22 protein-coding genes and 1 pseudogene are annotated in these 25354 nt (G+C 66.2%); 8 read left to right on the top strand and 15 right to left on the bottom strand.

The genetic code is table 11. The features are described from left to right. Window positions 1-107: 107 nt before the first annotated feature. The 6 genes from FAZ95_RS00605 to fliF form a co-directional block, all read right to left on the bottom strand. Window positions 108-1628, bottom strand: a complete 1521-nt coding sequence (locus FAZ95_RS00605) for a flagellar hook-length control protein FliK (protein ID WP_137330654.1) — start codon at window positions 1626-1628, stop codon at window positions 108-110. 75 nt (window positions 1629-1703) lie between these two features. After that, window positions 1704-2156, bottom strand: a complete 453-nt coding sequence (gene fliJ, locus FAZ95_RS00610; protein WP_137330655.1) for a flagellar export protein FliJ — start codon at window positions 2154-2156, stop codon at window positions 1704-1706. Window positions 2157-2171: 15 nt separating this feature from the next. Then, window positions 2172-3860: a flagellar protein export ATPase FliI gene (gene fliI / locus FAZ95_RS00615; protein ID WP_137330656.1), complete on the bottom strand. Its 1689-nt coding sequence runs from the start codon at window positions 3858-3860 to the stop codon at window positions 2172-2174. Next, complete coding sequence (gene fliH, locus FAZ95_RS00620; protein WP_254699878.1) at window positions 3854-4471, bottom strand: flagellar assembly protein FliH; 618 nt, start codon at window positions 4469-4471, stop codon at window positions 3854-3856. The genes fliI and fliH overlap by 7 nt, the downstream gene beginning before the upstream one ends. A 124-nt stretch (window positions 4472-4595) precedes the next feature. Continuing rightward, window positions 4596-5591: a flagellar motor switch protein FliG gene (gene fliG, locus FAZ95_RS00625; RefSeq protein WP_137330658.1), complete on the bottom strand. Its 996-nt coding sequence runs from the start codon at window positions 5589-5591 to the stop codon at window positions 4596-4598. Between the two features lie 79 nt (window positions 5592-5670). After that, the gene (gene fliF, locus FAZ95_RS00630; RefSeq protein WP_137330659.1) at window positions 5671-7467 is read right to left on the bottom strand and encodes a flagellar basal-body MS-ring/collar protein FliF; all 1797 of its coding nucleotides are present in this window, start codon (window positions 7465-7467) and stop codon (window positions 5671-5673) included. Window positions 7468-7682: 215 nt separating this feature from the next. Between fliF and fliE the strand changes: the two genes are divergently transcribed. The 7 genes from fliE to FAZ95_RS00665 all read left to right on the top strand — a co-directional run bounded on the left by fliE (window position 7683) and on the right by FAZ95_RS00665 (window position 12112). Then, a complete protein-coding gene (gene fliE, locus FAZ95_RS00635; RefSeq protein ID WP_137330660.1) occupies window positions 7683-8012 on the top strand; it encodes a flagellar hook-basal body complex protein FliE in 330 nt (109 codons plus the stop codon). A 115-nt stretch (window positions 8013-8127) separates the two neighbouring features. Further along, complete coding sequence (fliS, locus tag FAZ95_RS00640) at window positions 8128-8562, top strand: flagellar export chaperone FliS (RefSeq protein ID WP_137330661.1); 435 nt, start codon at window positions 8128-8130, stop codon at window positions 8560-8562. Beyond that, window positions 8559-8888 carry a flagellar protein FliT gene (locus FAZ95_RS00645; protein ID WP_137330662.1) on the top strand — a complete coding sequence of 110 codons (330 nt, stop codon included), beginning with the start codon at window positions 8559-8561 and terminating at the stop codon, window positions 8886-8888. Before fliS ends, FAZ95_RS00645 begins: the two co-directional genes overlap by 4 nt. Window positions 8889-9004: 116 nt before the next feature. Next, the gene (gene fliK, locus FAZ95_RS00650; protein WP_137330663.1) at window positions 9005-10591 is read left to right on the top strand and encodes a flagellar hook-length control protein FliK; all 1587 of its coding nucleotides are present in this window, start codon (window positions 9005-9007) and stop codon (window positions 10589-10591) included. Continuing rightward, window positions 10588-10929, top strand: a complete 342-nt coding sequence (locus tag FAZ95_RS00655) for an EscU/YscU/HrcU family type III secretion system export apparatus switch protein (RefSeq protein ID WP_175425484.1) — start codon at window positions 10588-10590, stop codon at window positions 10927-10929. The genes fliK and FAZ95_RS00655 overlap by 4 nt, the downstream gene beginning before the upstream one ends. 156 nt (window positions 10930-11085) lie before the next feature. Further along, the gene (locus FAZ95_RS00660) at window positions 11086-11808 is read left to right on the top strand and encodes a PepSY-associated TM helix domain-containing protein (RefSeq protein WP_137330665.1); all 723 of its coding nucleotides are present in this window, start codon (window positions 11086-11088) and stop codon (window positions 11806-11808) included. A gap of 61 nt (window positions 11809-11869) precedes the next feature. Beyond that, window positions 11870-12112 carry an AbrB/MazE/SpoVT family DNA-binding domain-containing protein gene (locus FAZ95_RS00665; protein ID WP_137330666.1) on the top strand — a complete coding sequence of 81 codons (243 nt, stop codon included), beginning with the start codon at window positions 11870-11872 and terminating at the stop codon, window positions 12110-12112. Between the two features lie 40 nt (window positions 12113-12152). Here FAZ95_RS00665 and FAZ95_RS00670 read toward each other — a convergent pair whose 3' ends face one another. The 8 genes from FAZ95_RS00670 to FAZ95_RS00705 form a co-directional block, all read right to left on the bottom strand. After that, on the bottom strand, window positions 12153-13175 hold the full coding sequence (locus FAZ95_RS00670; protein WP_137330667.1) for an XdhC family protein: 1023 nt from the start codon (window positions 13173-13175) through the stop codon (window positions 12153-12155). After that, the gene (locus tag FAZ95_RS00675) at window positions 13148-13762 is read right to left on the bottom strand and encodes an SRPBCC family protein (protein ID WP_137330668.1); all 615 of its coding nucleotides are present in this window, start codon (window positions 13760-13762) and stop codon (window positions 13148-13150) included. Before FAZ95_RS00675 ends, FAZ95_RS00670 begins: the two co-directional genes overlap by 28 nt. Before the next feature lie 182 nt (window positions 13763-13944). After that, window positions 13945-15201: a vWA domain-containing protein gene (locus FAZ95_RS00680; RefSeq protein WP_137330669.1), complete on the bottom strand. Its 1257-nt coding sequence runs from the start codon at window positions 15199-15201 to the stop codon at window positions 13945-13947. A gap of 3 nt (window positions 15202-15204) precedes the next feature. Next, window positions 15205-16101 (bottom strand): AAA family ATPase, encoded by an 897-nt coding sequence (locus FAZ95_RS00685; protein ID WP_137330670.1) that lies wholly within the window; start codon window positions 16099-16101, stop codon window positions 15205-15207. Between the two features lie 20 nt (window positions 16102-16121). Continuing rightward, complete coding sequence (locus FAZ95_RS00690) at window positions 16122-16922, bottom strand: FAD binding domain-containing protein (protein ID WP_137330671.1); 801 nt, start codon at window positions 16920-16922, stop codon at window positions 16122-16124. A gap of 10 nt (window positions 16923-16932) precedes the next feature. After that, entirely contained in the window at window positions 16933-19320 is a 2388-nt protein-coding gene (locus FAZ95_RS00695) for a xanthine dehydrogenase family protein molybdopterin-binding subunit (RefSeq protein WP_137330672.1), read from the bottom strand. An 11-nt stretch (window positions 19321-19331) separates the two neighbouring features. Then, the gene (locus tag FAZ95_RS00700) at window positions 19332-19823 is read right to left on the bottom strand and encodes a (2Fe-2S)-binding protein (protein WP_137330673.1); all 492 of its coding nucleotides are present in this window, start codon (window positions 19821-19823) and stop codon (window positions 19332-19334) included. A 232-nt stretch (window positions 19824-20055) separates the two neighbouring features. Further along, window positions 20056-21315, bottom strand: a complete 1260-nt coding sequence (locus tag FAZ95_RS00705) for an IS256 family transposase (RefSeq protein ID WP_137330674.1) — start codon at window positions 21313-21315, stop codon at window positions 20056-20058. 384 nt (window positions 21316-21699) lie between these two features. Here FAZ95_RS00705 and FAZ95_RS00710 point away from each other — a divergent pair. Next, window positions 21700-22828, top strand: a pseudogene (locus tag FAZ95_RS00710) (IS110 family RNA-guided transposase). A 930-nt stretch (window positions 22829-23758) separates the two neighbouring features. Here the strand turns inward: FAZ95_RS00710 and bcaP are convergent. Continuing rightward, window positions 23759-25159 carry a branched-chain amino acid transporter BcaP gene (bcaP, locus tag FAZ95_RS00720; protein WP_137330676.1) on the bottom strand — a complete coding sequence of 467 codons (1401 nt, stop codon included), beginning with the start codon at window positions 25157-25159 and terminating at the stop codon, window positions 23759-23761. Window positions 25160-25354 lie beyond the last annotated feature (195 nt).

Below are 25354 nucleotides of genomic sequence, written 5' to 3' on the forward strand. Positions count from 1 at the left end.
AATCTCTCGTTTCGGCGTGTTGCCGCGGCTGGCGATGTAGGGTTCGCCAAAAGCGACGAAGGCGCGCCCCGAGCGGACGCGCCTTTGCCCGTCGATGCCCGGCGGCGTCAGACGAACGTGTCCACCAGCCCGACCGTGCGCTGGACGGCGCCCGTCGCCTGCGTCGCGCCGATCAGGGCGTCCGCGTCGCTCGAGCCGCCGCCGCTTCCCCGGCCCATGCCGCCGGAGCCCTGCTGATACGCCTGCTGCTGCGCCTGGCCCGCGAAGCCGTTGCTCACGCTCGCGCTGCCCAAGCCGATGCCGTTCGATTCCATCGCCTCGCGCAGCTTCGGCAGCGCCGCCTGCACGGCGTCGAGAACCTGCGGGTGCTGCGAGACGAATAGCGCGTGCGCGTGGTTGTCGGCGACTTGCAGCACCACTTGCAGCGGGCCCAGATCGGGCGGGTTCAGCGTCAGCTCCGCCGACTGCTGATGCGCGCTCGACAGGAACACCACCTTCTGGCTCAACGCGTCTTCCCAATCGGACGTGCCGACTTGCGGCGACAGCGACGATGCCGCCGCCGAGGCGCCCGCCTGCGCGCTCGCGGTCAGTGCCGATGCGTTCGGCGTCAGCGACGCCGCCTGCGCCGCTTGAGCGGCCTGTTGCGTCGCCTGCGTCGCGCTCGTTTGGTCCGCCGTCGCTTGCAACGTCGTCGTCGCGTCCTGTGCGCCGCTGCCCGACAAGCTGTTCGCCGCCAGCGAGCTGACGATCGACGTCGCCGTTTCGGCCGCGATCTGCGCGCTTGCGTGCGCCGCCGTGCCGGAGGCGCCGAATTTGCCCTGCGCCAAGGTCGCTGCGGTTGTCAGGTTCTTCGGCGTGAGCGCCGCGTTCAAGCTGTTCGTCGCGCTCGTCGCGGCCGTATCGGTCGACTTGCCCGGCGTTCCCGGCGCGGGCGCGTTGGCTGATGCCTGGCCCGTCACCTGGGCAAGCGCGGCGTCCAACGCTTGCTGCAGCGTCTTGGCCTTGGTCGAATCGGTGGTGCCCGCGGACGTCGCGCCGCCTACGCCGGTCGTTGCGGACAGGCTGTCGGTCGAGGCGTCCGCTGCCGTTGCCGCTGCATTCGGGTCGGTTGCGTTCGCTTGGGCTTGCAATTGCGCCTGCACGGCCGCGGCGGCCGCAGCCGCCTGCGCTGCGGCGTTGCTAGTTGCGTTCGCGGCGTTTGCAGCGTTCGCGTCGGCGTTCGAATTCGCGTTGCTCGTCTTGCTGGTCGTGCCGTTCGATCCGGTGCCGCTCGTGCTGCTCGTCGCGGTCGTGCCGGTACCGCTTGCCGACGCTTGCTGCGATTGCGCCTGCGATGCGTTGTTGTTCGGGGCGTTCGCCACGTTCGAGTTCGCGTTGTTCGAGCCGTTCGCGGCATTGGCCGTCGAGCTGTTCGTCGATGGGCTCGCGCTTTGCGCCGCATTCGACGAGGCATTCGACGAGGCGTTCGACGAGGCGCTAGTCGAGGACTGTTGCTGCTGCGCCTGGGCGAGCGTCTGCGAGAACGGCGTCGACGGCTGCGAGGGTTGCAGCGCGGATGCGCTCGATGCATCGGTCGACGTGCCGGTCGTGCCGAAAAGCGAGCTGAGGAAGGAGAGCGGAGACGTCATGCGTGGCCTCTTAAGGTCGGGCAGAGGGTGGAGCGTCCAAATACGTTCATTACGGTTGCGTGCGCTGAAAGGGCATTACTCGACGCTGTCCGCGCGCATGCGCAGCACCTTCGCCGCGTGCTCGTCGGATTCGCGCTGCTCGATGCGCGCCGCTTTCAGCGCCTGCGCGGCTTCGCCGCGCGCCTGCAGGATTTCGTATGAGCCGAGCTTGCGCTTTTGCTGCTGCCATTCGGGCTTCGCCGCCTCGACGCGCGCGGTGGCCGATGCGAGCAGGCGGCGCTGCTGTTCGATCGCGGCGTCGAGCGTGTCGATGAACGCCTGGAAGTTGCGCCAGTTGCCGGCGGGCATGCCCGATTGCGCGGTCTGCGTGAAGCGCGCGTGGTACTCGTCGCGGTATTGCATGAGCGAGTCGAGCTGCGCTTCCACGTCCGTGCGCTCGCGCTGCACGCGGCCCAGGTGCTTGGTCGCGGCGTCGAGATCGTCCTGCGCGAGATCGATCAGCGTTTGAATCGGAAAGTGCTTGGACATAAGCAGTCAGCCTCCCTATTGCAATAGCGCGTCGAGCGCCGTGACGCTCGGCTCGAACTCGGCGCATTCGCGGAAATGCTGTTGCAGGAACGCTTCGATGCGCGGATACAGCGCGATCGCACGGTCGAGCAACGCGTCGCGCCCGCTGGAATAGGCGCCGACGTTGATGAGGTCGCGGTTGCGCTGGTAGCGCGACAGCATCTGTTTGAAAAGCCGCACCCGGTCGAGGTGGCGGTCGCCGATGAGCGATGTCATCGCGCGGCTGATCGACGCTTCGATGTCGATCGCCGGATAGTGCCCGGCTTCCGCGAGCACGCGCGACAGCACGATATGGCCGTCGAGAATCGCGCGCGCCGAATCGGCGATCGGGTCCTGCTGGTCGTCGCCTTCGGTGAGCACCGTATAGAACGCGGTGATCGAGCCGCCGCCTTCCGGCCCGTTGCCGGTGCGCTCGACGAGCGCGGGCAGCTTCGCGAACACCGACGGCGGGTAGCCCTTCGTCGCGGGCGGCTCGCCGATCGCGAGCGCGATCTCGCGCTGCGCCATCGCGTAGCGCGTGAGCGAATCCATGAGCAGCAGCACGTGCTTGCCCTGGTCGCGGAAAAATTCGGCGAGCGTGGTCGCGTAGGCGGCGCCCTGCATGCGCAGGAGCGGCGAGACGTCGGCGGGCGCGGCGACGACCACCGAGCGCGCCAGACCGTCTTCCCCGAGGATCTGCTCGATGAACTCCTTCACTTCGCGGCCCCGTTCGCCGATCAGGCCGATCACGATCACTTCGGCGCTCGTGTAGCGCGCCATCGTGCCGAGCAGCACCGATTTGCCGACGCCCGAGCCCGCGAACAGGCCCATGCGCTGGCCGCGTCCGACCGTGAGCAGCGCGTTGATCGCGCGCACGCCGACGTCGAGCACTTTGTGGATCGGCTCGCGGTTGAGCGGGTTGATCGACGGCGCCGACAACGGCGCATCGCTCGCGTGGCCGAGCGGGCCGAGCCCATCGAGCGGACGGCCCGACGCATCGACGACGCGCCCCAGCATCTCCCAGCCCACCGGCAGGCGCTTCGCGCCCGCGAGCGGATCGGCGATCGGCGCGTTTTCGAGCGGATAGACGCGCGCGCCGGGCAAGAGGCCGGCGACTTCGGTCGTCGGCATCAGGAACAGGCGCTCGCCGGAGAAGCCGACCACTTCGGCTTCGGCCATTGCGCGCGAGCTGCCCGCGGGCAGCTCGATCATCACTTCGGCGCCGACCGAGAGCCGCAGGCCGACCGCTTCGAGCACGAGGCCCGCGGCGCGCGTGAGGCGGCCGCACGCGCGCATCGGACGCGCGAGCGCGTTGCGGTTTCGCGCGGCGTCGAGGCGCGAGCGCCAGGCGTTCAAATGGGGGTTGTCGGGCGCGACGGTGGGCGATGCGGCGGGGGATGCTTCAGCTTGCGACGGGGCGTCGATTTGCGGTGCGTCGGCGCCGAATTCGGCCCCGTTTGCCGCATCGCCGAACGGCTGGAGTTCGGGCGGTGCGACGCCGCCCGTCAGATCATCGAGCCCGATATGCAGGTGATGCGTCGAAAACGCGTCGAGCGAGGGCGCGATCAGATCGGCCGGCACGGCCGGCGTTCCGTCCGGCAGCGTGCCGAACGAAGCGAGCGCCAATTCCTGTTCGAGCGGCGAGAGGCCGCTACGGAGGATCTCGTCGACGGTCGGCTTCACCATGTGTTCACCTTGCCGAGTGCCGCGGCCACGCGCTCCCAGCGCGTCTTGAGCGTCGCGTCGACCTCGCCGCTTGCGGCCTGCGCGCGGCAGCCGCCGCGCTCGATGGTCGAATCGGTGCGCACGTGCCAGCCGCCGCGCTTCAGTTCTTCCTGCAGGTAAGCCTCGATGATCGGCAAGTCGGCGGGATGCACGATCAGCGTCGGCGCGCCTGTCAACGCGGGCTCGGCGGCGAGCACTTCGCGCGCGGCGTCGAGCAGCGCGGCCGGGTCGTGCGTCACGTGATGGCGCACGGCCTGTTGCGCGATATCGAGCGCGAGCTCGACGAGGTTTTCCGCGAGATGCGCCTCGACGCCCGTGAGCGCCGACTTGAACGCCTGCGCGAGGCTGGCGAGCTTGGCGGCCTCGGCCAGCGCTTCGGCGCGGCCTTTCTCGAAGCCCTGCGCATAGCCTTGGTCGAAGCCGGCCTGATAGCCGAGGGCCTGGCCCGCGACGTGGCCCGAAGCGACGCCCTGCGCGTGCGCGGCATCGCGCAGCCGCTGCAGCTCGGCTTCGAACGCGCCGTCGTCGATCGGCTCTTCGGGCGGGGGCGGCGCCGGGTCGAACGAAGCCATCTCCCAGCGCTGATACGCCGAGAGGGTCTCCTTCGAAGGCACGCCACCGTCAGCACGCGCCGGGCCTCCCCAAGCGTGCTGACTCCCCCCTTGGGGGGGAGCGGAACGCGGGGGGCGGTCAATACTAGACATACGCGTCTTCCGCCTTGCCGCCGAGGACTATCTGACCGCTCTCGGCGAGGTTGCGCACGATCTGCAGGATGCGGCGCTGCTGCGTCTCGACTTCCGACACGCGCACCGGTCCGCGCGAATCGAGGTCTTCGGCGAGCAGTTCGGCCGCGCGCTGCGACATGTTCGACAGGAACTTCTGGCGCAGCGCGGGCGGCGCGCCCTTGAGCGAGATGATCAGCGCCTCCGACTCCACTTCCTTGAGCAGCAGCTGGATCGCGCGGTCTTCCAGGTCGAGCAGGTTCTCGAACACGAACATCTGATCGATGATCTTCTGCGCGAGATCCGCGTCGTACTGGCGGACGTTCTCGAGCACCGATTCTTCGAACGTGCTCGACATGTAGTTGAGGATTTCGGCCGCCGTGCGGATGCCGCCCATCGGGCTGCGCTTGAGGTTGTCGCTGCCGGAGAGGAGGCCGGTGAGCACGTCGTCGAGTTCGCGCAGCGCGGCGGGCTGGATGCCGTCGAGCGTCGCGATCCGCAGCAGCACGTCGTTGCGCAGACGCTCGGTGAAGCATTCGGCGATTTCCGACGCCTGATCGCGATCCAGGTGCACGAGGATCGTCGCGATGATCTGCGGGTGTTCGTTCTTGATGAGTTCGGCGACCGCCGCCGAATCCATCCACTTGAGCCCTTCGATGCCGCTCGTGTCGCTGCCTTGCAGGATGCGGTCGATCAGCACGCCGGCCTTGTCCTCGCCGAGCGCCTTCGTCAGCACCGAGCGGATGTAGTCGCTCGAATCGAGCGAGAGCGCCGTGTGCTTTTCGGCTTCCTTGACGAAGTCCTGCAGCACGTCCTCGACCTGCTCGCGCGTCACGTTCTTGAGCGCGGCCATCGCCGCGCCGATCTTCTGCACTTCGCGCGGCCCGAGGAACTTGAATACCTCGGCGGCTTCTTCCTCGCCGATCGACATCAGCAGGAGCGCGCTCTTGGTTAGACCTTCGGTGTTCATGATGCCTCCCGCTGGGCCGCCCCGAGGGAGGCATCCGCCCCCTCGGGGGGCAGCGAACAATAGTGAGCGTGGGGGCCGTTCATTCAGCCACCCAGTTCTTGACGACCGTCGCGACGATCTTCGGATCCTGGCGCGCGATCGTGCGCGCGTAGTCCAGGTTCCGTTCGAATTTGTGCTTCTCGTTCTCGAACGAGAGCAGGTTCACCTTGACGCCGTCGTCGTCGGTGCCGGCCTTGTCCGCGCCTTCCGCCGGCACGCCGTCGAGCAGAATCGGCTCGCCTGCCGCGCCGAGGGCCATGGCCGTCGTGCCCGGCTCGGCCGCCGGCGGGGGCGGCGGGTACGCGCGGCGCAGCGCCGGCTTCACCATCACGAAGTAGAGGAACAGCGCCACCGCACCGATGCCGAGCCACGTCGCGATCTGCTTGTAGAGCGCGAGCATGTCGGGCGTGCGCCACCACGGGACGTTCGCGAACGGGTCGTCGATCTTCGTGAACGCGCTGTTGACGACGTTGACCGAGTCGCCGCGCTGCGCGTCGTAGCCCATCGCGTCCTTGACGAGCTGATCGACCTTCGTGAGCAGATCGGCCGGCACGGGCTGCATCGTCAAGTGGCCCTTCGCGTCGGTGACCGGCATGTTGTTGATCACGACCGCCACCGACATCCGCTTGATGCTGCCGGTCGCGCCTTCCGTGTGGCGGACCGTCTTGTTGAGCTCGTAGTTGGTCGTCGAATCCTTGTGCTCGGAGATCGGCGTCGCCGACGCGCCGTTTGCGCCGCTCGCGGGCGCATCGATCGGCGCGGACGCCGGCTGCGGCGGCGTGTTCGAGAGCGCGCCCGGCACGCCTTGCGCTGCGCCGGTCGACGATTCGATCGACGAGCTCGTCTGCTGGCTGCGGATCGAGCTTTGCGTCGGGGTGGCGTTCGGGCCGTACAGCTCGGCGGTCTGCTCGTTCTTCGAGAAGTCGATGTCGGCGCTGACCGTCGAGTGCGCGTTGCCTGCGCCGAAGAGCGGGGCGAGGATCGCGTCGATGCGCTGCTGCGTGTCGTGCTCGATCTGGCGCTGATACTTGAGCTGGGTCGGGTCGAGGCCGGCGCTCGACGACGATTGCGTGAGCAGGTTGCCGTCCTGGTCGACGATCGTGACGTTCTTGACCGGCATGTCGGGCACCGCGGACGCCACCATGTGCGTGACCGCGATCACCTGGCCTTCGTCGAGCGCGCGGCCCGGATACAGATTGACGAGCACCGACGCCGAGGGCGCTTCCTTGTCGCGCACGAACACGGACGGCTTCGGGATCGCGAGATGCACGCGCGCCTCGCGCACGGTCGAGATCGATTCGATGGTCTTTTCGAGCTCGCCTTCGAGCGCGCGCTGGTAATTGACCTGCTCGGCGAACTGGCTGATGCCGAACTTCTGGTTGTCCATCAGTTCGAAGCCGACCGAGCCGCCCTTGGGCAGCCCCTGTGCGGCGAGGCGCAGGCGCATCTCGTGCACCTGGTCGGACGGCACGAGGATCGCGCCGCCGGCGTCGGCGAACTTGTACGGGATGTTGGCCTGCTGGAGCGCGGTGATGATCGCGCCGCCGTCGCGGTCCGAGAGGTTGCTGTAGAGCACCTTGTAGTCCGGCGCGCGCGACCAGAGCACGAGCGCGGCGACGACGGCCACGAGCACCGCGACCGCGATGATCAGCGGCGCGCGCGGGTTGCCGCGCATCTGCGAGAGCGTCGACAGGCGCTGCGCAAAACCGTTGCCGCCGCCGAGTTCCGCTGCGCCGACGCCGCCGGGCAGCGCGCCCGCACCTGCCGTGGCAGGTTGCGCGCCCGTGAGGCCCATGCGGGTGTCGGGGTTGATCAAAGAGTTGGCCTGCGAATCCATGCGTCTGGGTTCTCCGGAATGCGGGGAGGTCCTGTTGGCGCGGGCTTTGACGCCCACTTACGGACACTTTCACGAAGGGGATTATCCGCAGGGGGCCGCAACTTCATTGGTTGAATAGAGCAGGGTTTTCCCCCTACTTTCACGGCTTTCGCCAAACGGCCGCTGCTATGCTCGCTGCTATGTTGATCATTGGCCCATCCGGGCTGGGGGAAACCATGACTGTCACTGCGATAAATTCCGCCCTGCAGCAATTGCAGACGCTGGCGGCGCAAGCCACGGACAGCGCCCAAGCGCAAAGCGAAAGCAACGGCGCCGCCACGGCGGGCACGTTCTCGGCGGCGCTCAAGGCGTCGCTCGACAAGATCAGCGACGACCAGCTCAAGGCCACCAATGAATCCAAGGCGTTCGAACTCGGCGCGCCGAACGTGTCGCTCAACGATGTGGTGATCGACGGTCAGAAGGCCAACATCGGCTTCCAGTTCGGACTGCAGGTGCGCAACAAGCTCGTCTCGGCCTACAACGACATCATGCAGATGTCGGTTTGAGCACATAAAAGCACAAAAGCGCACCTAAAGCTTTCGCGGCGCGATCCGATAACCCCGGTACAAGGCACGCTTTTGCGATGCCGTTCACCCAACGAAGAGCACAGGAGGCGCGCCGATGTATTCCCCAGGACACTCTGGAGCGAACGCGTACGCGCGCGTCGGCGTCGAGACCGGGGTCATGGGCGCCAATCCGCACCGCCTGATCGCGATGCTGTACCAGGGTGCACGGCAGGCCATCGCGCAGGCGCGGCTGCATTTTCAGCAGAACAACATCGGGCCGCGCGGCGAAGCAATCGGCAAGGCGATCCGGATCGTCGACAGCGGTTTGCGGGCGTCGCTCAATCTGGAGGCGGGGGGTGAGATCGCAATTCGGCTCGATTCGCTCTACCAGTACATGACCAACCGGCTTTTAGAGGCCAACGTGACGCAAAGCGAATCGATGCTGGTCGAAGTCGACCGGCTGCTTGCGACGCTCGAGGAAGCCTGGATCGGAATTGCCCCAGAAATCGCGAAGATGGCGGCACAGCCATCGCCGGAACGCATTAGATGACTCAGAACGCAGAATATTTTGCGCGATACGAAGCGATCGCGGCGGTGTCGCGCAAGATGCTGACTGCCGCGCGCCGCGCACTGTGGAACGATTTGGTCGGTCTGCAGGAGGAGTACCTGACGCTCGTCGACGGACTGAAGGACGCCGAATCGAACGTGATGCTCGACGACGGCGAGCGCGCGCGCAAGTACGACCTGATCCGGCAGATTCTCGCCGATGATGCGGCGATTCGCGATCTGGCGAGCCCGAGCGTGGCGCGCCTGTCGGCGCTCTTTGCGACCGAGCGTCCGGCGCGCGTGTTGAAGGAGCTGTACGGCGCGCGCTGAGCGCCATTGTCTTTTGGCGCTTTTTGGCGCAGGCAAAATCACGCATCACCCTGCCTCACATCACACTCCATTCAACCTCGTAAGCAGCACGACCTCTTGGCGCGAAAGGACTCGGCATGACCGGAATCGACACTGCCATCGCGTCTTTGCTTGCGAACAGCATCGATAGCCTGCTGACCAACGGCGTCGGCTCGTTTTCCAATACCACGACCGCGCAGACCGGCGCGTCCTCGGTGGCGGTCGATACGACCAACGCCGCGGCTGGCCTTGCCGGCCTGCTTCCCGATGCGCAGGCTTCCGCCCAGACCGTGCTGTCCGAAGTCGCGCTGACGCTCGACGCGATCTCGCGCTTCGGCGGCGAGGCGACGCCCGCAGTGGTCGGCGAGACGCCGATCTGGCCTGCGCCGCCCGCGATCAACGTCGCGGCTGGGACGAGCGCGGAGCTGTTTCCGGCGTTCGATTCCGCGGCGGCTGCCGGCGGCGATGCCGCCGCTTCGGCGTCCGCCGCCTCGCAAACACAAGGCGCGGCGCTCTCGGCATCGACGGTGCCCGTCGGGCTGCTCGCGTCCGCGCTCGCGCAGGCCGTCTCCGACAGCGGCCTTTTCTACGAATCGCATCTCGCGCAATGGCTCACAGGCTTGCGCATGGTCGACTCGCTCGCCGCCGAGCCGCAAACGCGCCTCGCCGCGGGAGAGGTGCAGTTGCCGCTCGCCTGGGGCGGCAGCCCGAGCGCCGCCGATGCCGACGACGCCACCTTGAGTTCATGGCTCGACGGCCAGTTCTCGTCGCTCTTCGGCGGCGGGGACGACGCGCAAGCGCCGGCGAGCGCGGCAGCGGCGCGCAGCGCGCAGAACATGGCGAATGCCTCGCCGGCTGCCGCCAACAACGCGGCCATGCCGGGCTACGCGGCTGCGTCGCGCGCGCCGATGACGTTCGCGACGTCCCCGTTTGGGGCGAGCACGTTCGGCGCGTACCCGACAGGCGGCACGCAAGCCGCCCAGCCGGCTTCCTCCCCTTTCGCTCAGCAGTCGAGCAACAGCGCTTCGCAGGCGAACAGCGCCGCGCAGAGCGCGCCGGCTTCGATCGCCGCATCGATCCATCCGGCGACGATTCCGCTCGTGCGCCAGCAGCTCGATTTGCTCGCGACCGACCAGTTTCGCTGGACCGGCGAAGTCTGGCCCGGCGCCAAGCTCGACTGGACGATCGAGCCCGACGGCGGGCAGCACGCGAACCGCCAGGGCGCCGACCCCTCCGACTACGAGCAGCCGTGGCGCACGCGTCTCACGCTGGCGCTGCCGACGCTCGGCACCGTCGACGCGGAGCTCACGCTGACGGGCACGCGGCTCGTCGCGCGCGTGCAGGCGAGCCCGGGCGGGGCGGCGCGCCTGTCCGCCGAGGGTGACGCGTTCCGGCGCCGGCTGCAGGCGGCGGGTATCGAACTCTCCGGGCTGTCGATTCGCGAGATCGGCGGCACGAGCCCGGCGACAGGTCCGAGCGCCGCGTCGGCGGCCTTTGCGTATGCGCGTTCGGCGGCGGCGAGCGTCGATGCCGACGATGTCGTCGACGCCGAAGTCATCGACAAATCCGCCGCCACAACAAGCGCGGCCGGATCGTTCAAGGCGCCGGACGCGCCCGCGAAACCGGCGAGCACGAGTCCGCTCGATCGTCTTTTCCAAGATCCGTTCGAATGGGGCGGCTCATGAGCCCCGCGCCACGCAGGAGCGCGGCAGCGCTCGTCTACGACACGCAAAACGGCGACGCGGCGCCGCGCGTCATCGCAAAAGGCTACGGCCTCGTCGCCGAGATGATCGTGCAGCGCGCCCAGGAAGCCGGGCTCTACGTGCATACAGCGCCGGAAATGGTGTCGTTGTTGATGCAGGTCGACCTCGATTCGCGGATTCCGCCGGAGCTTTACAAGGCGGTCGCCGAATTGCTCGCCTGGCTCTACCGGCTCGAAAGCGGCGCGGACGAGCGCGCGGCGGGGCAGGTTGTCGAGGTGGCCGGCGTGGTGCTCGATGAGGATCGCGGCGAGAAGGTTTGATGCCGCTGCATGTGCGCAAATAAGAATCGTTCGCATTGTCGGGGCGTGAGCCGGTACAATGGCGAACCTTTCTATTTGTAATTCCTGCCTGGTTACGGCTTTCCCGCAGTAGCGGCGTGCACGGGGCCAACGCAGACGAGCGCATGGAGCCTCCCCTTGAACGCCCCCGAATCGATCGATCTGAAGCCTGCCGCGGGCAGCGCTAACCGGCCCGCCGCCGTTCCCCTTCTCGATGACGCTCCGCAAGCCGAACGCCGCCGCCGTTCGCGCCGCGCGAATTTTCTCAAATGGCTGCGCAAGGTGCATGGCTGGGTCGGGCTGTGGGGCGCGGTGCTGGGGCTCCTGTTCGGCACGACCGGTTTCCTGCTGAATCACCGCGCCGGGCCGCTGCAGATTTCGCCGGGCAAGCCGCAAGTCGAGCAATTGCAGATCGCCCTGCCGCAGCCCGCGCCGCAGTCGCCGGAAGCGCTGGCCGACTGGCTCAAAGGCGAGCTGCAGTTCGACGGCCGTATCGGCAAGGTGAAGAAAGAGCCGGCGCATCCGGTCGCGTGGGGCGACCGCCACACGGTCCAGCCCGAGTCGTGGACCTTCAACCTCGCAGGGCCGCGCAACGGCGTTCAGGCCGAGTACTGGGTGGGCAACGGCTTCGTGTCGGTCAAGCGCTCGCAAAATTCGTTCTTCGCGACGCTCAACAACCTGCATAAGGGCGTGGGTTTGGGCATCGGCTGGGTGCTGCTGATCGATACGCTCGCGGGCGCGATCATCCTGCTGTCGCTGACGGGCGTGCTGCTGTGGACCGAGCTGAATAAGCGGCGCACGGTTGGCGTCGTGCTGGTGGCGGGGTCGGTGGGGGCGGCGTTGCTGGCGGGGCTTTTCTGAGGTTGCTTGCCTTTGATTTTTCCTTACCTTGAAGTAAGGAATGTGGAAATTAGGAGGTGAAATGGTTTCTGCGACCGTAACATCAAAGGGGCAGGTCACAATTCCAGCGGATGTGCGCACCCAACTTGGGTTGTCGGCGGGCGATCGAATCGAGTTCGTCCTCAACGAAGCAACGGGCCGATACGAGGTGATCCCTGCCACTGGCTCGGTCACGGCACTCAAGGGCGTCATCCGCAAACCGGCAAAACTGATTTCGATTGACGAGATGAACGCCGCAATTGTTGAGCAGGGAGCTTCGGCCTGATCAACCTCGGGCTCGCTTGATGCCGCCCGCTCCCCTCGACTCAAACCTCACAAGCCGACCCCGCCCCCGCCGCCATCTCCCGCGCGGCCTTCGCCCCTTCCACCTGCAGGATCATCGGCAGCGACACGCCATTCTTCGCGGCCGTCACCTCGGCGAGAATCGACACCGCAATCTCCGGCGGCGTGCGGCTACCGATATAAATGCCGACCGGCCCATGCAGCCGCGCCAGCTCGGTCTCGCTCAAGTCGAACTCCTTCAGCCGTTCGCGCCGCGCCGCATTGTTGCGGCGCGACCCCAGCGCGCCCACGTAGAACGCCGGCGTCTTCAACGCCTCCATCAGCGCGAGATCGTCGAGCTTCGGATCGTGCGTGAGGGCGATCACGGCGCAGCGTTCGTCGAGCTTCATGTCGAGCACGGTGTCGTCGGGCATCGTGCGCACGATCGTCGTGCCAGGCACGTCCCACTCGTCGGTGTACTCCTCGCGCGGGTCGCACACCGTCACGTGGTAGTCGAGCCCGACCGCAATGTTGCATAGGTAGCGCGACAACTGCCCCGCGCCGATCACGAGCATCCGGTAGCGCGGGCCATGGATCGTCAAGAGGCGCTGCTCGTCGAAGTCGACGCCGTCGGTCGCTTGCGCAGGATCGAGGCGAGCCGCGCCGGTTGCCATGTCGAGCGTGCGCGCGACGAGCTGGCCCGCCTGCACCGCCGCGAGCAATTCGGCGATGCCGCTCGCCTTCGTCAACGGCTCCAGCACGAGCTGGATCGTGCCGCCGCACGGCAGCCCGAAGCGATGCGCCTCTTCGGCCGTGATGCCGTACTTCACCGACTCGGGCCGCTTCTGCTCGATGCCGAGCCGGCGCACGCGATCGATCAAATCGTCTTCGATGCAGCCGCCCGACACCGACCCCACCACGAGCCCGTCGTCGCGCACCGCGAGCATCGCGCCCTCGGGACGCGGCGACGAGCCCCACGTCTTCACCACCGTGACCAATAGCGCACGATGTCCCTCATCGAGCCATCGCGCGCTCGACTTCAGAACTTCGAGATCCACGCTTTCCATGACTTGCTTCCTTTTCCTGTATGAGCCGATTCGCCGGCTTCTTCTTCACCTTCGACTCGGCTTTTTTCGACTTCGTCGTCGTCCGCCTCGTCCGCGTCGTCCGCATTGTCGCCCGCAGCGAGCGCCGCTTCACCGTCCACCACCTCGCCCGTCACCTGCGCCGAAAAGCGCTTGAAGAACTCGCCCGCGATCTTGCGCGCGGCGCCGTCGACGAGCCGCGAGCCGATCTGCGCAAGCTTGCCGCCGATCTGCGCGTGCGCCGTGTACGTGAGCTTCGTCGCTTCGGTGTCCTCGGGCTCCAGCGTGACCTGTGCGCTGCCTTTGCCGAAGCCGGCCGCGCCGCCTTGTCCTTCGAAGACGATCGTGTAGGCATGCGGCGCGTTGATGCCGGTGAGCTCCAGGCGGCCCTTGAAGCGCGCCTTCACCGGGCCGACCGAGACGCTCAGCGATACCGCGTAGGCGTTTTCGCCGTCTGCCTCGATGGCATCGCAACCGGGAATCGACGCCTGCAGAATCGTGGTGTCGTTCAACGCTTCCCACGTGCGCCATTGCGGCACGGGCAGCGTATAGCTTTCCGTCAATTCCATCTCATCGCTCCTTTGTCGATCGGAGTTGGTGCTTTAGCGCCTAGTCCGATCTCATGGCGTGGATGCCTGGAGTTTGTGCTTCAGCACTTACTCCAGGCCCACGGCGGTCGATCGGAGTTGGCGCTTTAGCGCCTACTCCAATCCCATGCTGCGGTTGCTTGTAGTTAGCGCATTAGCGCTTACTACAAGCCCTCAGCGCTGGGATACGTTGATGAAACTGGCGCGCGGCCGCGAGGCGTGCGCGTCAGGTGGGCGAAGTCCCGGCCGAATGCGGCGAGGCTATCCAGATTATGAACCGGACGGTGCGCATCGACATGGGGCAGGATCGCCTGGACGCCGCGCGCCTTCGGCGAGAACTCCGCGAAGCGCAGCAGCGGATTGAGCCACACGAGGCGATGCGCAAAGCGCGCGAGGCGGGCCATCTCGGTGTCGAGGACGTCGATCGCTTCGTGATCGAGGCCATCGGTGACGAGCAGCACCGTCGCGCGGCCGGCGAGGACCCGCCGCGCCCAGCGGCGGTTGAATTCGGCGAGCGCGGCGCCGATGCGCGTGCCGCCCGACCAGTCGACGACCTGTTCCGCGAGCGCCGCGATCGCCACATCGGGATCGCGTTCGCGCAGCGCGCGCGTCGCGTTCGTGAGCCGCGTGCCGAACAGAAAGACTTGCAGCCGTTCGCGCGATTGCAGCAGCGCGTGGCAGAAGTAGAGCACCGCGCGCGAATAGCTGCTCATCGAGCCGGAGATGTCGAGCAGCAAGACGAGCGGCGGCTTGCGCTTCACGGCGGCGCGGTATTTCCAGACCATCCAGTCGCCGCCCGCGCGCACGGCGTGGCGCGAACTCGCGCGCAGGTCCGCGTGCGTGCCGTGCGACGCGGCCTTGAGGCGGCGCGTGGGCTCGGTTGCGAGCGACACGCGCTGGCCGCGGATCAAGTGGCGCAGCGTGCGCCACTCGTCGGCGCTCAAGGTGTCGAAATCGCGATGGCGCAGGTGTTCTTCCGAGCTGAACGTGACGCGCGCGACGAGTTCGCGCGGCGAGCGGTCGGGCGGGTCGCCTTCGCCGCTGGGCGGCTTCTGCTGGCGCCGCGCCGCCAGCGCGTCCGCGAGCCGGTTGTTGCGCACGGGCGGCGGCATGCCGCTTTTCACCTTCGGCAGCATCAGCGCGCGCAGCTTGCCTTCCCAGTCGGGATCGCGCCAGAAGAGGTCGAACGCGGCGTCGAACACGTCGCGCTCGTCGGGCGCGCTGACGACGAGCGCCGCGAGTGCCGCGCGCACGTCGTCGCGCCGCTCGATGCCGACCCAGCGCAGCGCCGCGAGCGCATCGACCGCGTGCGCGGGCGACATCGGCAGCCCCGCGCCGCGCAACAGGCGCACGAAGTGCACGACGTTGCGCGCGAGCATCGGCTGGGCGCCGGTTGTCGATGCGGGTGCGATCGTCGACATGGCTTACTCCGGCGCTGGCGCGTCGGCGAGACACTGCGCGATCCGCGCCGCATCGACGCGCGCGAGATCGTCCTGATACTTGAGCAGTACGCCGAGCGTGTCCTGCACCGACTGCGGATCGAGCTCCGTCACCGACAGCGCCGCGAGCGCGCGGCACCAGTCGATCGTCTCGGCGATGCCGGGCGCTTTGAAGAGATCCATCGTGCGCAACCGATGAACGAAATCGACGGCGCGCCGCTGCAACTCCGCGGCGGCTTCGGGGGCGCGCGCCGCGACGATCGCGAGTTCGCGGTCGCGCTCGGGATAGCCGATCCACTGATAGAGGCAGCGGCGCTTGAGGGCATCGTGAACTTCGCGCGTGCGGTTCGACGTCATCACGACGAGCGGCGCGCGATCCGCGCGCACGGTGCCGTACTCGGGGATCGTCACCTGAAAATCCGACAGCAGTTCGAGCAGGAACGCCTCGAACGGCTCGTCGGCGCGGTCGATTTCGTCGATCAGCAGCACGCGCTGCGCGCCGGGGTGATTCTCGTCGGGCATCAGCGCTTGAAGCAAAGGGCGCTTCAACAGGAATTCGCTTCGATAGAGCGTGTCGTTCGCGGGGCGCTCGCCCGCGGCTTCGGCGAGGCGCAGCGCCATGATCTGGCGCGGATAGTCCCATTCGTAGAGCGCACTTGCCGTGTCGAGCCCTTCATAGCACTGCAGCCGCAGCATCGTCGTGCCGAGCATTCCGGCAGCGGCCTTCGCGAGCTCGGTCTTGCCGACGCCCGGCTCGCCTTCGAGAAACAACGGCCGCTCCATCCGTAGCGCGAGAAACAGTGCGGTCGCCAGTTCGCGGCTCGCGAAGTAGCCGTGCGTGGTGAGCAGGGAGAGGGTTTCATCGATCGAAGTGGGCGGCATGGCTGGGCAAGCGGTCCGCGCTAAGCCGCCCGTTCGACGGCACGCCCCGCGAGCACCGGGATCAAGTGCGCGCGATACGCCGCACTCGCGTGCAGATCGGTGTTGAGATCGTCCGGTGCGACGGTCACGCTGCGCGCGGCCGCCGCCGTGAAGTTCGCGGAGAGCGCGGTCTCCAGCCCCGTCGCGCGAAACACCGACGACCCCGCGCCCGTCACCGCCACGCGCACGCCGTCGGCGCGTTTCGCGACGAATACGCCCACGAGCGCGAAGTGCGACGCCGGGTTCGGAAACTTCTCGTACGCGGCCTTCTCGGGCACCGGAAACTCGACGGCGACGATCAGCTCGTCGGGCGCGAGTGCCGTCTCGTACATGCCGACGAAGAAATCGTCGGCGGCGATGCGGCGGCGGTCCGTTACGACCGTGGCGCCGAGCGCGAGCAACGCGGCCGGATAGTCGGCGGCGGGATCGTCGTTCGCGATCGAACCGCCGATCGTGCCGAGCGCGCGCACTTGTCGATCGCCGATCTGCCCGGCGAGCGCGGCGAGCGCAGGCAGCACGCGGCGAATCTCCGCGTTTTCGGCGACGTCCGCGTGGCACACGGCGGCGCCGACCGTCACCGTCTTGGCGTCGGCGGCGATCTTCTTCAGCTCGGGAATGCGCGTCACGTCGATCAATTGCGCGGGCTGCGCGAGGCGCAGACGCATCGTCGGCAGCAGGCTCTGGCCGCCCGCGAGGTATTTCGCATCGCCGTTCGCCGAGAGCGCCGCGACGGCGGACTTCGGATCGGCGGCGCGCTGATAGTCGAATGAATACGAGTACATGTGGGCTCCCTCAACTCTTCGGATTTTGTGCGGCTTGGATCGCGCTCCACACGCGATGCGGCGACGCCGGCATCTGCAGATCCTTCACGCCGAGCGGACTCAGCGCATCGAGAATCGCGTTGATGACCGCCGGCGGCGAGCCGATCGCGCCCGCTTCGCCGCAGCCTTTCACGCCGAGCGGATTGTGCGTGCACGGCGTGCCTTTCGCGGTTTCGACGGTGAAGCTCGGCAGGTCGGACGCGCGTGGCATCGCGTAGTCCATGTACGAGCCGGAGAGGAGCTGCCCGGTGTCCTTGTCGTAGATGCAGTGCTCGAGCATCGCCTGCCCGATGCCCTGACCGAGCCCGCCGTGCACCTGCCCTTCGACGATCATCGGATTGATCACGTTGCCGAAGTCGTCGACGGCGGTGAAGCGTTCAAACGACGTCTCGCCCGTCTCGGGATCGACCTCGACTTCGCAGATATACGCGCCCGCCGGATAGGTGAAGTTGCTCGGGTCGTAGAACGCGTTTTCGTCGAGACCCGGTTCGAGCTTGTCGAGCGGGTAGTTGTGCGGCACGTAGGCCGCGAGCGAGACGTCGGCGAAGGTCTTCGTGCGGTCGGTGCCCGCGACGCGGAAGATGCCGTCCTTGAACTCGATGTCGTCGGCCGACGCTTCGAGCAGGTGCGCCGCGATCTGCTTGGCCTTGGCCTCGATCTTGTCGAGCGCTTTCATGATCGCCGAGCCGCCCACTGCGATCGAGCGCGAGCCATACGTGCCCATGCCGAACGGAATGCGCCCGGTGTCGCCGTGGACGATCTCGACGTTTTCGATCGGCACGCCGAGCCGGTCGGCGACGACTTGCGCGAACGTCGTTTCGTGGCCCTGGCCGTGGCTGTGCGAGCCGGTGAAGACGGTCACGGTGCCCGTGGGATGCACGCGCACTTCGCCCGCTTCGAAGAGACCCGCGCGTGCGCCGAGCGCGCCCGCGATGTTCGACGGCGCGAGGCCGCACGCCTCGATGTAGCACGAGTAGCCGAGGCCGCGCAGCTTGCCGTTTTGCTTCGACGCGTCGCGGCGCGCGGCGAAGCCCTTGACGTCGGCGAGCTCGATCGCGCGGTCGAGGCAGGGCTCGTAGTCGCCGGTGTCGTAGGTGAGGCCGACGGGCGTCGCGTACGGGAACTGGCGAATGAAGTTGCGGCGGCGGATCTCGGCCGGATCGAGGTTCATCTCGCGCGCGGCCGTTTCGACGAGCCGCTCGACGACATACGTCGCCTCGGGCCGCCCGGCGCCGCGATAGGCATCGACGGGCACCGTGTTCGTGAACACCGCCTTCACTTCGGCGTAGATCGCGGGCGTCGTGTACTGGCCGGCGAGCAGCGTCGCGTAGAGGATCGTCGGCACGCTGGAGGCGAACGTCGACAGGTACGCGCCCATGTTCGCGATCGTATGGACGCGCATCGCGAGGAACTTGCCGTTGGCGTCGAGCGCGAGCTCGGCTTTCGTCACATGATCGCGGCCGTGCGCGTCGGAGACGAAGGATTCGGAACGCTCGCAGGTCCATTTGACCGGGCGGCGCACCTTCTTCGACGCCCACGTCAGCGCGACGTCCTCCGCGTACAGAAAGATCTTCGAGCCGAAGCCGCCGCCGACATCGGGCGCGATGATGCGCAGCTTCGATTCCGGCAGCGCGAGAACGAACGCGCCCATGAGCAGGCGCTCGACGTGCGGGTTCTGGTTCGCGACGTAGACGGTGTAGCTGTCGTCCTGCTTCGAGTAGCTCGCATTCACGGCGCGCGGCTCGATGGCATTCGGCACGAGGCGGTTGTTGACGATCTCGAGCGTCGTCACGTGGGCGGCTTGGGCGAAGGCGGCGTCGGTGGCGGCTTTGTCGCCGTGGCCCCAGGTGTAGCAGGTGTTGCCGGGCACGCTGTCGTGGACCGCGGCTTGGCCTGGATCGGCGGCATGCGCGGTATCGACGACCGCGGGCAGCACGGCGTAGTCGACTTCGATCAGCTCGGCCGCGTCCTTCGCTTCCTTGACCGACGCGGCGACGACGAGCGCGACCTGATCGCCGACATGGCGGACCTTCTCGTGCGCGATCACGGGGTGGGGCGGCTCGTGCATCGGCGAGCCGTCGATGCTGTGGATGAGCCAGCCGCACGGCAGGCCGCCGACGTTCTCGGCGGCGAGATCCGCGCCGGTGAACACGGCGACGACGCCCGGCGCGCGCTTGGCGGCTTCCGTATCGACGTGATTGATGCGGGCGTGGGCGTGCGGCGAGCGCACGAACACGGCGTAGGCTTGTTGCGGGAGGACGACGTCGTCGGTGTATTGGCCGTTGCCGGTCAGAAAGCGGAAGTCCTCTTTGCGCTTGACGGCCGAGCCGATCAGGCGGTGCTCTTCGGGTGCGTTCATCGCGTCGCTCCTTAGCTGGCGGTAACGGCTGCGGCTTCCTTCATGGCGGCGGCGCCGGTGAGGACGGCCTTGACGATGTTGTGATAGCCGGTGCAGCGGCAGAGGTTGCCGTCGAGCTGGCGGCGCACGTCGTCTTCGGTCGCATCGGGCTGCTGGGCGACGAGGGCGGCGGCGCTCATGACCATGCCGGGCGTGCAGAAGCCGCACTGAAGACCGTGGCATTCGCGGAACGCGGCTTGCATCGGGTGGAGGGCACCGTCTTTGGAAAGCCCTTCGATGGTGACGACCTCGGCGCCTTCGGCTTGCACGGCGAGGATGTTGCAGGCTTTGACGGCGCGGCCGTTCAGATGGACGGTGCAGGCGCCGCACTGGGCGGTATCGCAGCCGATGTGGGTGCCGGTGAGGCGGAGATGATCGCGGATGAACTGGACGAGCAGAGTGTGGGATTCGACATCGGCGGTCACGGGAGCGCCGTTGACCGTCAGACTGATGCTGATTGCCATGAACTGTCTCCTTTTCGGGGTTGGGCACTCGTTTGCACTCGTTGGTGCCTCTTTGTGCCGTTCGCCCGGCGATTGGTGCGTTTTTTTAATGTTGCACAGAAAAGTAAAGCACAAGATTGGCGCTTTCGCTGTTACCCGGCTGTTGGGGTTTTTGCCTGCGGCGCGGTTTTGTTCGTTCGCTTGGGTTTGTCTGGGAGGTATCCGGATTTCTGTGTGTGAGGCGGGTTAAGACTCAGATTCCGATATTGAATCGCTCGGGGTAAAGCAGCGCGAACTGTGTCATCGCGCTTTTCCAATCGTGCCGAGAGCCGCTCCATTTGGCAACGACGTTGCGCAGCGCTAGCCAGATCAGCTTGAGCGCGGCCTCGTCCGATGGGAAGTGGCCGCGCGCCTTGATGATCTTGCGCAATTGCATGTGCAGCGACTCGATCGCATTTGTCGTATAGACGATTTTTCTAATCTCGGGCGCGAACGCGAAGAACGGAATCACCTGTTCCCAGGCCCGCCGCCAGAGCGCTGCGATCGGCGGGTATTTGGCGCCCCACGGGCCGGCGTCGAACGCGTCCAGGGCCGCGGCAGCCGCCTCGGCCGTTGGCGCCCGGTAGACCTCCTTGAGCGCTGCCGCAGCCGCTTTGCGATCCTTCCAACTCACGAAGTCCAGCGAGTTGCGAATCAGATGGACGATACAGGTCTGGACCGTCGTTTCCGGAAACACCGTGTTGATCGCTTCCGGAAAGCCCTTCAGGCCATCGACCACGGCAATCAGAATGTCCTGCACACCGCGCAGTTTCAGGTCGTTGACCACTCGTAGCCAGAACTTGGCGCCCTCGGTCTGCTCGATCCATAGGCCCAGCACGTCGCGTGTGCCGTCGCGGCGCACGCCCAGCGCCAGATAGATCGCCTTGTTGCGTACCACGCCTTCGTCACGGATCTTCACGCGCAGGGCATCGAAGAACACCACCGGATACATGGCCTCCAGCGGCCGCTGCTGCCAGTCGCGCACTTCGTTGAGCACCGCGTCGGTCACCGTGCTGATAAAGTCCGGCGACACCTCGATGCCGTACATCTCCAACAGGAAACCCTGAATCTCTCGCACGCTCATGCCGCGTGCGTACATCGCGATGATCTTGTCGTCGAAACCGGTGAAGCGCCGCTCGCCCTTGGCGATCAGCACCGGGTCGAACGTGCCTTCGCGATCGCGCGGAATCTCGACGTCGAACGTGTCGTCGTCGGTCGTGATGCGCTTGCGGCTGGTGCCGTTGCGGTGGTTCGTGCCGCCTTCCGGCTTGGCTTGGCCCTTCTCGTAGCCTAGGTGGTGCGTCAGCTCACCGCCTAGCGCGCGTTCGAAGATCGCCTTCTTGAGCGCAGCCAGTTGCTCGTTAATGGTCGCCCGGTCCAGTGTCCCGGGCACCAGTTGTTTGATCAGCTCCGGGTCCAGGTTCAACCCCTTGCCCGGTTCCACCGTCGTTTCTTCTTTTCGTTTGCGTGGCATAAAGCGGCTCCTTTGCCGTCAGTTTATGCCTCACACACAGGAAATCGGATAGGCTCTTTGTCTGTCGTGCAACTTTGATTTCGCGGCGTTCCGTATAGTCCGTCCCTCCCCGGGACCGGGGTTACTTTTGTCCTTGCCAAAAGTAACCAAAAGCGCGTCCTGGGCGGACGGCCTGTCCCGGAGGCACTCAACCCTGTTAGTACCGGTGTTCCAAGGGCACCCGTGGGAAACCGTTATTGCTCGCCGTGAGTCCCGTTAGTCAGTATGACTCCCGTGAGGTAGAGGCTGGCCCGCCGCGAGGCATCAAACGCGGGTTAGCATCGCTGCCAGAGCCGCACGGTGTGGACAGGGCCACACCCGGCGATGTCCACCGCGGAGGCCAGCATGGAACACGATAGCACTCTGTACGTCGGTCTTGATGTCCATAAGGATTCGATCACGGTCGCCTATGCGCTTGGCGCGGGCGAGGTCGAACTGCTTAGCAAGATCGGTACGACCAAGACGGATATCGATCGCCTGTGCAAGCGCCTGCAGTCGAAGGCGCGGCGCATCGGCATCGTCTACGAAGCGGGGCCGTGCGGCTACGCGCTTTACCGCCAGCTCGCGCAGAAGGGGTTCGACTGCATGGTGTGCGCTCCGTCCTTGATTCCCAGGAAGCCGGGAGAGCGCGTGAAGACCGATCGGCGCGATGCGATCAATTGGTGCAGGCACTGCGTGCCGGCGACCTGTCAGCGGTCTATGTGCCCAGCGTCGAAGACGAAGCATTTCGCGATCTGGCCCGCGCGTGGGCCAGCGCCAGGACGATCTGAAACGTGCACGGCAACGCCTGAAGGGCTTTCTACTCTCGCACGATGTGCGTTATGCCGGCCGAGCCGACTGGGGACCTGCGCACCGGCGCTGGCTGAGCACATTTGCGTTCGACAGCGCCTGGCAGCAACTGGCGTTCGAGGAACATCGGCGCACGATCGAGGATCGTCTCGCGCAATGCGAACGGTTGGAGACCGCGTTGCGCGAGGCGGCCGTCGACTGGCGCTTTTATCCAGCGGTGCTGTGCCTGCAGGCCATGCGCGGCGTGCAGTTCACTACGGCGGTGGGCCTGCTTGCCGAACTGGGCGATCTATCGCGCTTTGCCCAGCCACGCCAGTTGATGGCTTGGCTGGGGGTGACGCCATGCGAGCATTCGTCGGGCGAGAAGCGCCGTCAAGGCAGTATCACCAAGAACGGCAACAGCTATGCGAGAAAGCTGCTTGTCGAAGCCGCTTGGAGCTACCAGCATCCGGCCCGTGTGAGTCCGGAGATTCAGCGTCGCCACGAGGGCATCCCCAAACCCATCGTTGATCGTGCCTGGGATGCGCAGGTGCGCCTGTGTGGGCGTTATCGCAAGCTTGTCGCACGTGGCAAGCCAAAGAACATTGCGGTCGTCGCGCTCGCCCGGGAACTGAGCGGCTTCATCTGGGACATCAGCCGGCTCGCGATGTCGCTCGCCGCGCGGCCCGAGGTGCGCATGGCGTGACGCAACGCCTGCGCGACGCTTGAATTACCCTGGCCACTTGAGAAGGTGTTTCCTGAGGGCGGCGTAGCCCGGCACCTGAGTAACCCGCGAGCGTACTACGCAACGGATTGCATCCGACTTGCGGCGTTAGATAGCGGTAGGCTTATTGGGCGGACATCTGTAATGCGGTAGCCAACCCGCGGATATCAGCGTGATCCACCGTCGAGACTTACTGCTACGCCGCCCTCAGGAAATTCGGACAACATGCAGTTGAAAACTGGAAAACCGATCCCGATTGACAGCGGGAGTCATATCAGTACGCGGCACGTGATGAGGTCCGTTCGAACCAAATCGAAGCTACCGGTTTGCCCGCACCCCCCGTTGCCTACGATTGGAAGCAAGCCGAAGCCGAAGCCGAAGCCGAAGCCGAAGCCGAAGCCCAAGCCCAAGCCCAAGCCCAAGCCCAAGCCCAAGCCCAAGCCCAAGCCCAAGCCCAAGCCCAAGCCCAAGCGCATGGGCCCACCGCAAGACAGCCTCTTTAGACCTTTCCTGACCTCCATCGCCGATTTGACGCGAACGGACGAAATTCTGTGCCGCGTGCTACTGGGCCGCGCGTCGAGCGATAGCGGTTTCCCACGGTTGCCCTTGGAACACCGGTACTAACAGGGTTGAGTGCCTCCGGGCGGGCCGTCCGGCGAGGACGCGCTTTTGGTTACTTTTGGCAAGGACAAAAGTAACCCCGGTCCCGGGGAGGGACGGACTGTACGGAACGGCGCGAATTCAAAGTTGCACGACAAACCCAAGCGAACGAACAAAACCGCGCCGCAGGCAAAAAAAACCGTCGGCTAGACGAAAAAAAGCGGCACCCCCGAATACCCCAGAAGCACCGCTCTTGCACAAACAAGCACCCCAAACACCACCCCTACCGGCGCGGAGCGCAAATAAAAAAACTCAATGCTGCCCAGAATGCGCCAACTTCGAGTGATGCCGCGAATACCCGAAATAAACAACCATCCCGATGACGAGCCAAACCAAGAACGCGATCCAGGTAATGGCTTGCAGATGCACCATCAAGAACAGACAAGAGGCGACAGCCAGAACAGGCACAACAGGCACGCCAGGGCACTTAAAAGCACGCGGCAATTCAGGATGCGTGCGCCGCAGCACAAGCACCGCAATGGACACCATCGAGAAAGCCGCCAAAGTCCCGATATTGATCAGCTCGGCGAGCACATTCAAAGGCACCAGGGCGCCGATGAGCCCAAAAAACAGCCCCACGATCCAAGTCGTCAAAAACGGCGTAGCGAAGCGAGGATGCACTCGCGAAAGCGCCTTCGGCAACAACCCGTCCCGCGACATCGCAAAGATGATCCGCGTCTGCCCGTAGCTCATCACGAGAATCACGGTCAGCATGCCAAGCACGGCGCCCAGGTCGATGAAGCCCGCCACCCACTTCTCTCCCGCCACTTGCAGCACGTACGACACCGGGTGCGAAATGTTCGCGAACTGCGCCGACGGCACGATGCCCGTCACCACCGCCGCCACCGCCACGTACAGCACGGCGCAAACGGCCAGCGACGCGATGATCCCGATCGGCAAGTCGCGCTTCGGATTGCCGACTTCCTCGGCCGCCGACGACACCGCGTCGAACCCGATGAACGCGAAGAACATCACCGCCGCCGCGCCGAACACGCCGTTCATGCCGTGCGGCATGAACGGATGCCAGTTGGCCGGCGTCACATGGAACACGCCCACGGCGATCACGAGCAGCACCACCGTCACCTTGATCGCCACCATGATGTTGTTCACGCGCGTCGATTCGCGCACGCCCACCGACAGCAGCGCGGTGATCACAAACATCACGAGGAACGCGGGCAGGTTGAAGAGCGTCGCGACCCCAGGCAGCGCGCCGGGAGCCGCCGTCAGCGCGACCGGCAGCGAGATGCCGAAGCCCGAGAGCAGCGACTGCAGGTAGCCCGACCACCCCACCGACACCGCCGATGCAGCCAGCCCGTACTCGAGCATCAAGTCCCAGCCGATGATCCACGCGACCAATTCGCCCAAGGTCGCATACGAATACGTATAGATGGAGCCGGCGACCGGAATCGTCGACGCGAATTCCGCATAGGAAAGCGCCGCGAGGCAGCACGCGATCGCAGCGAGCACGAACGACAGCATCAGCGCCGGACCGGCCTGTACGGCGCCCGTGCCGGTCAGCACGAAGATGCCGGTGCCGATGATCGCGCCGATGCCGAGGAAGGTGAGGTCGAGCGCGCCGAGCGCTTTCTTCAAGCCGGCGGCGTGCGCCCCGGCGATCATGTGTTCAACGTTTTTCTTGCGGAAAAGGGACATTTGGGACGAGGTCTCCTGGTTGGCGAGCGAGGCGGCAGGCGCCGCGCGCTTCGCCGGAATTTCGAGAACCCGAGATTTTAGCGGATGTCGCAGCGCACCCTTGCCGGGGTGCGCATGGACGGGTGCGGATGAACGGCTGCGGAAAGACTATCGCCAATCCTCTGACGAGACAGAGCGGCACTTTTGGAGCCGGGA

This window comes from Trinickia violacea (genome assembly GCF_005280735.1).
GTDB lineage: Bacteria > Pseudomonadota > Gammaproteobacteria > Burkholderiales > Burkholderiaceae > Trinickia_A > Trinickia_A violacea.

Bases quoted from the DNA above. Each gene is read 5' to 3' on its own strand.
- fliE (WP_137330660.1), top strand. From the start codon at position 7,683: ATGACTGTCACTGCGATAAATTCCGCCCTGCAGCAATTGCAGACGCTG.
- FAZ95_RS00705 (WP_137330674.1), bottom strand. From the start codon at position 21,315: ATGCCACGCAAACGAAAAGAAGAAACGACGGTGGAACCGGGCAAGGGG.
- FAZ95_RS00670 (WP_137330667.1), bottom strand. From the start codon at position 13,175: ATGGAAAGCGTGGATCTCGAAGTTCTGAAGTCGAGCGCGCGATGGCTC.
- FAZ95_RS00645 (WP_137330662.1), top strand. From the start codon at position 8,559: ATGACTCAGAACGCAGAATATTTTGCGCGATACGAAGCGATCGCGGCG.
- bcaP (WP_137330676.1), bottom strand. From the start codon at position 25,159: ATGTCCCTTTTCCGCAAGAAAAACGTTGAACACATGATCGCCGGGGCG.
- FAZ95_RS00605 (WP_137330654.1), bottom strand. From the start codon at position 1,628: ATGACGTCTCCGCTCTCCTTCCTCAGCTCGCTTTTCGGCACGACCGGC.
- fliK (WP_137330663.1), top strand. From the start codon at position 9,005: ATGACCGGAATCGACACTGCCATCGCGTCTTTGCTTGCGAACAGCATC.
- fliS (WP_137330661.1), top strand. From the start codon at position 8,128: ATGTATTCCCCAGGACACTCTGGAGCGAACGCGTACGCGCGCGTCGGC.
- FAZ95_RS00665 (WP_137330666.1), top strand. From the start codon at position 11,870: ATGGTTTCTGCGACCGTAACATCAAAGGGGCAGGTCACAATTCCAGCG.
- fliG (WP_137330658.1), bottom strand. From the start codon at position 5,591: ATGAACACCGAAGGTCTAACCAAGAGCGCGCTCCTGCTGATGTCGATC.
- FAZ95_RS00655 (WP_175425484.1), top strand. From the start codon at position 10,588: ATGAGCCCCGCGCCACGCAGGAGCGCGGCAGCGCTCGTCTACGACACG.
- FAZ95_RS00690 (WP_137330671.1), bottom strand. From the start codon at position 16,922: ATGTACTCGTATTCATTCGACTATCAGCGCGCCGCCGATCCGAAGTCC.
- fliI (WP_137330656.1), bottom strand. From the start codon at position 3,860: ATGGTGAAGCCGACCGTCGACGAGATCCTCCGTAGCGGCCTCTCGCCG.
- FAZ95_RS00675 (WP_137330668.1), bottom strand. From the start codon at position 13,762: ATGGAATTGACGGAAAGCTATACGCTGCCCGTGCCGCAATGGCGCACG.
- fliF (WP_137330659.1), bottom strand. From the start codon at position 7,467: ATGGATTCGCAGGCCAACTCTTTGATCAACCCCGACACCCGCATGGGC.
- FAZ95_RS00680 (WP_137330669.1), bottom strand. From the start codon at position 15,201: ATGTCGACGATCGCACCCGCATCGACAACCGGCGCCCAGCCGATGCTC.
- fliJ (WP_137330655.1), bottom strand. From the start codon at position 2,156: ATGTCCAAGCACTTTCCGATTCAAACGCTGATCGATCTCGCGCAGGAC.
- FAZ95_RS00685 (WP_137330670.1), bottom strand. From the start codon at position 16,101: ATGCCGCCCACTTCGATCGATGAAACCCTCTCCCTGCTCACCACGCAC.
- FAZ95_RS00695 (WP_137330672.1), bottom strand. From the start codon at position 19,320: ATGAACGCACCCGAAGAGCACCGCCTGATCGGCTCGGCCGTCAAGCGC.
- FAZ95_RS00700 (WP_137330673.1), bottom strand. From the start codon at position 19,823: ATGGCAATCAGCATCAGTCTGACGGTCAACGGCGCTCCCGTGACCGCC.
- fliH (WP_254699878.1), bottom strand. From the start codon at position 4,471: ATGGCTTCGTTCGACCCGGCGCCGCCCCCGCCCGAAGAGCCGATCGAC.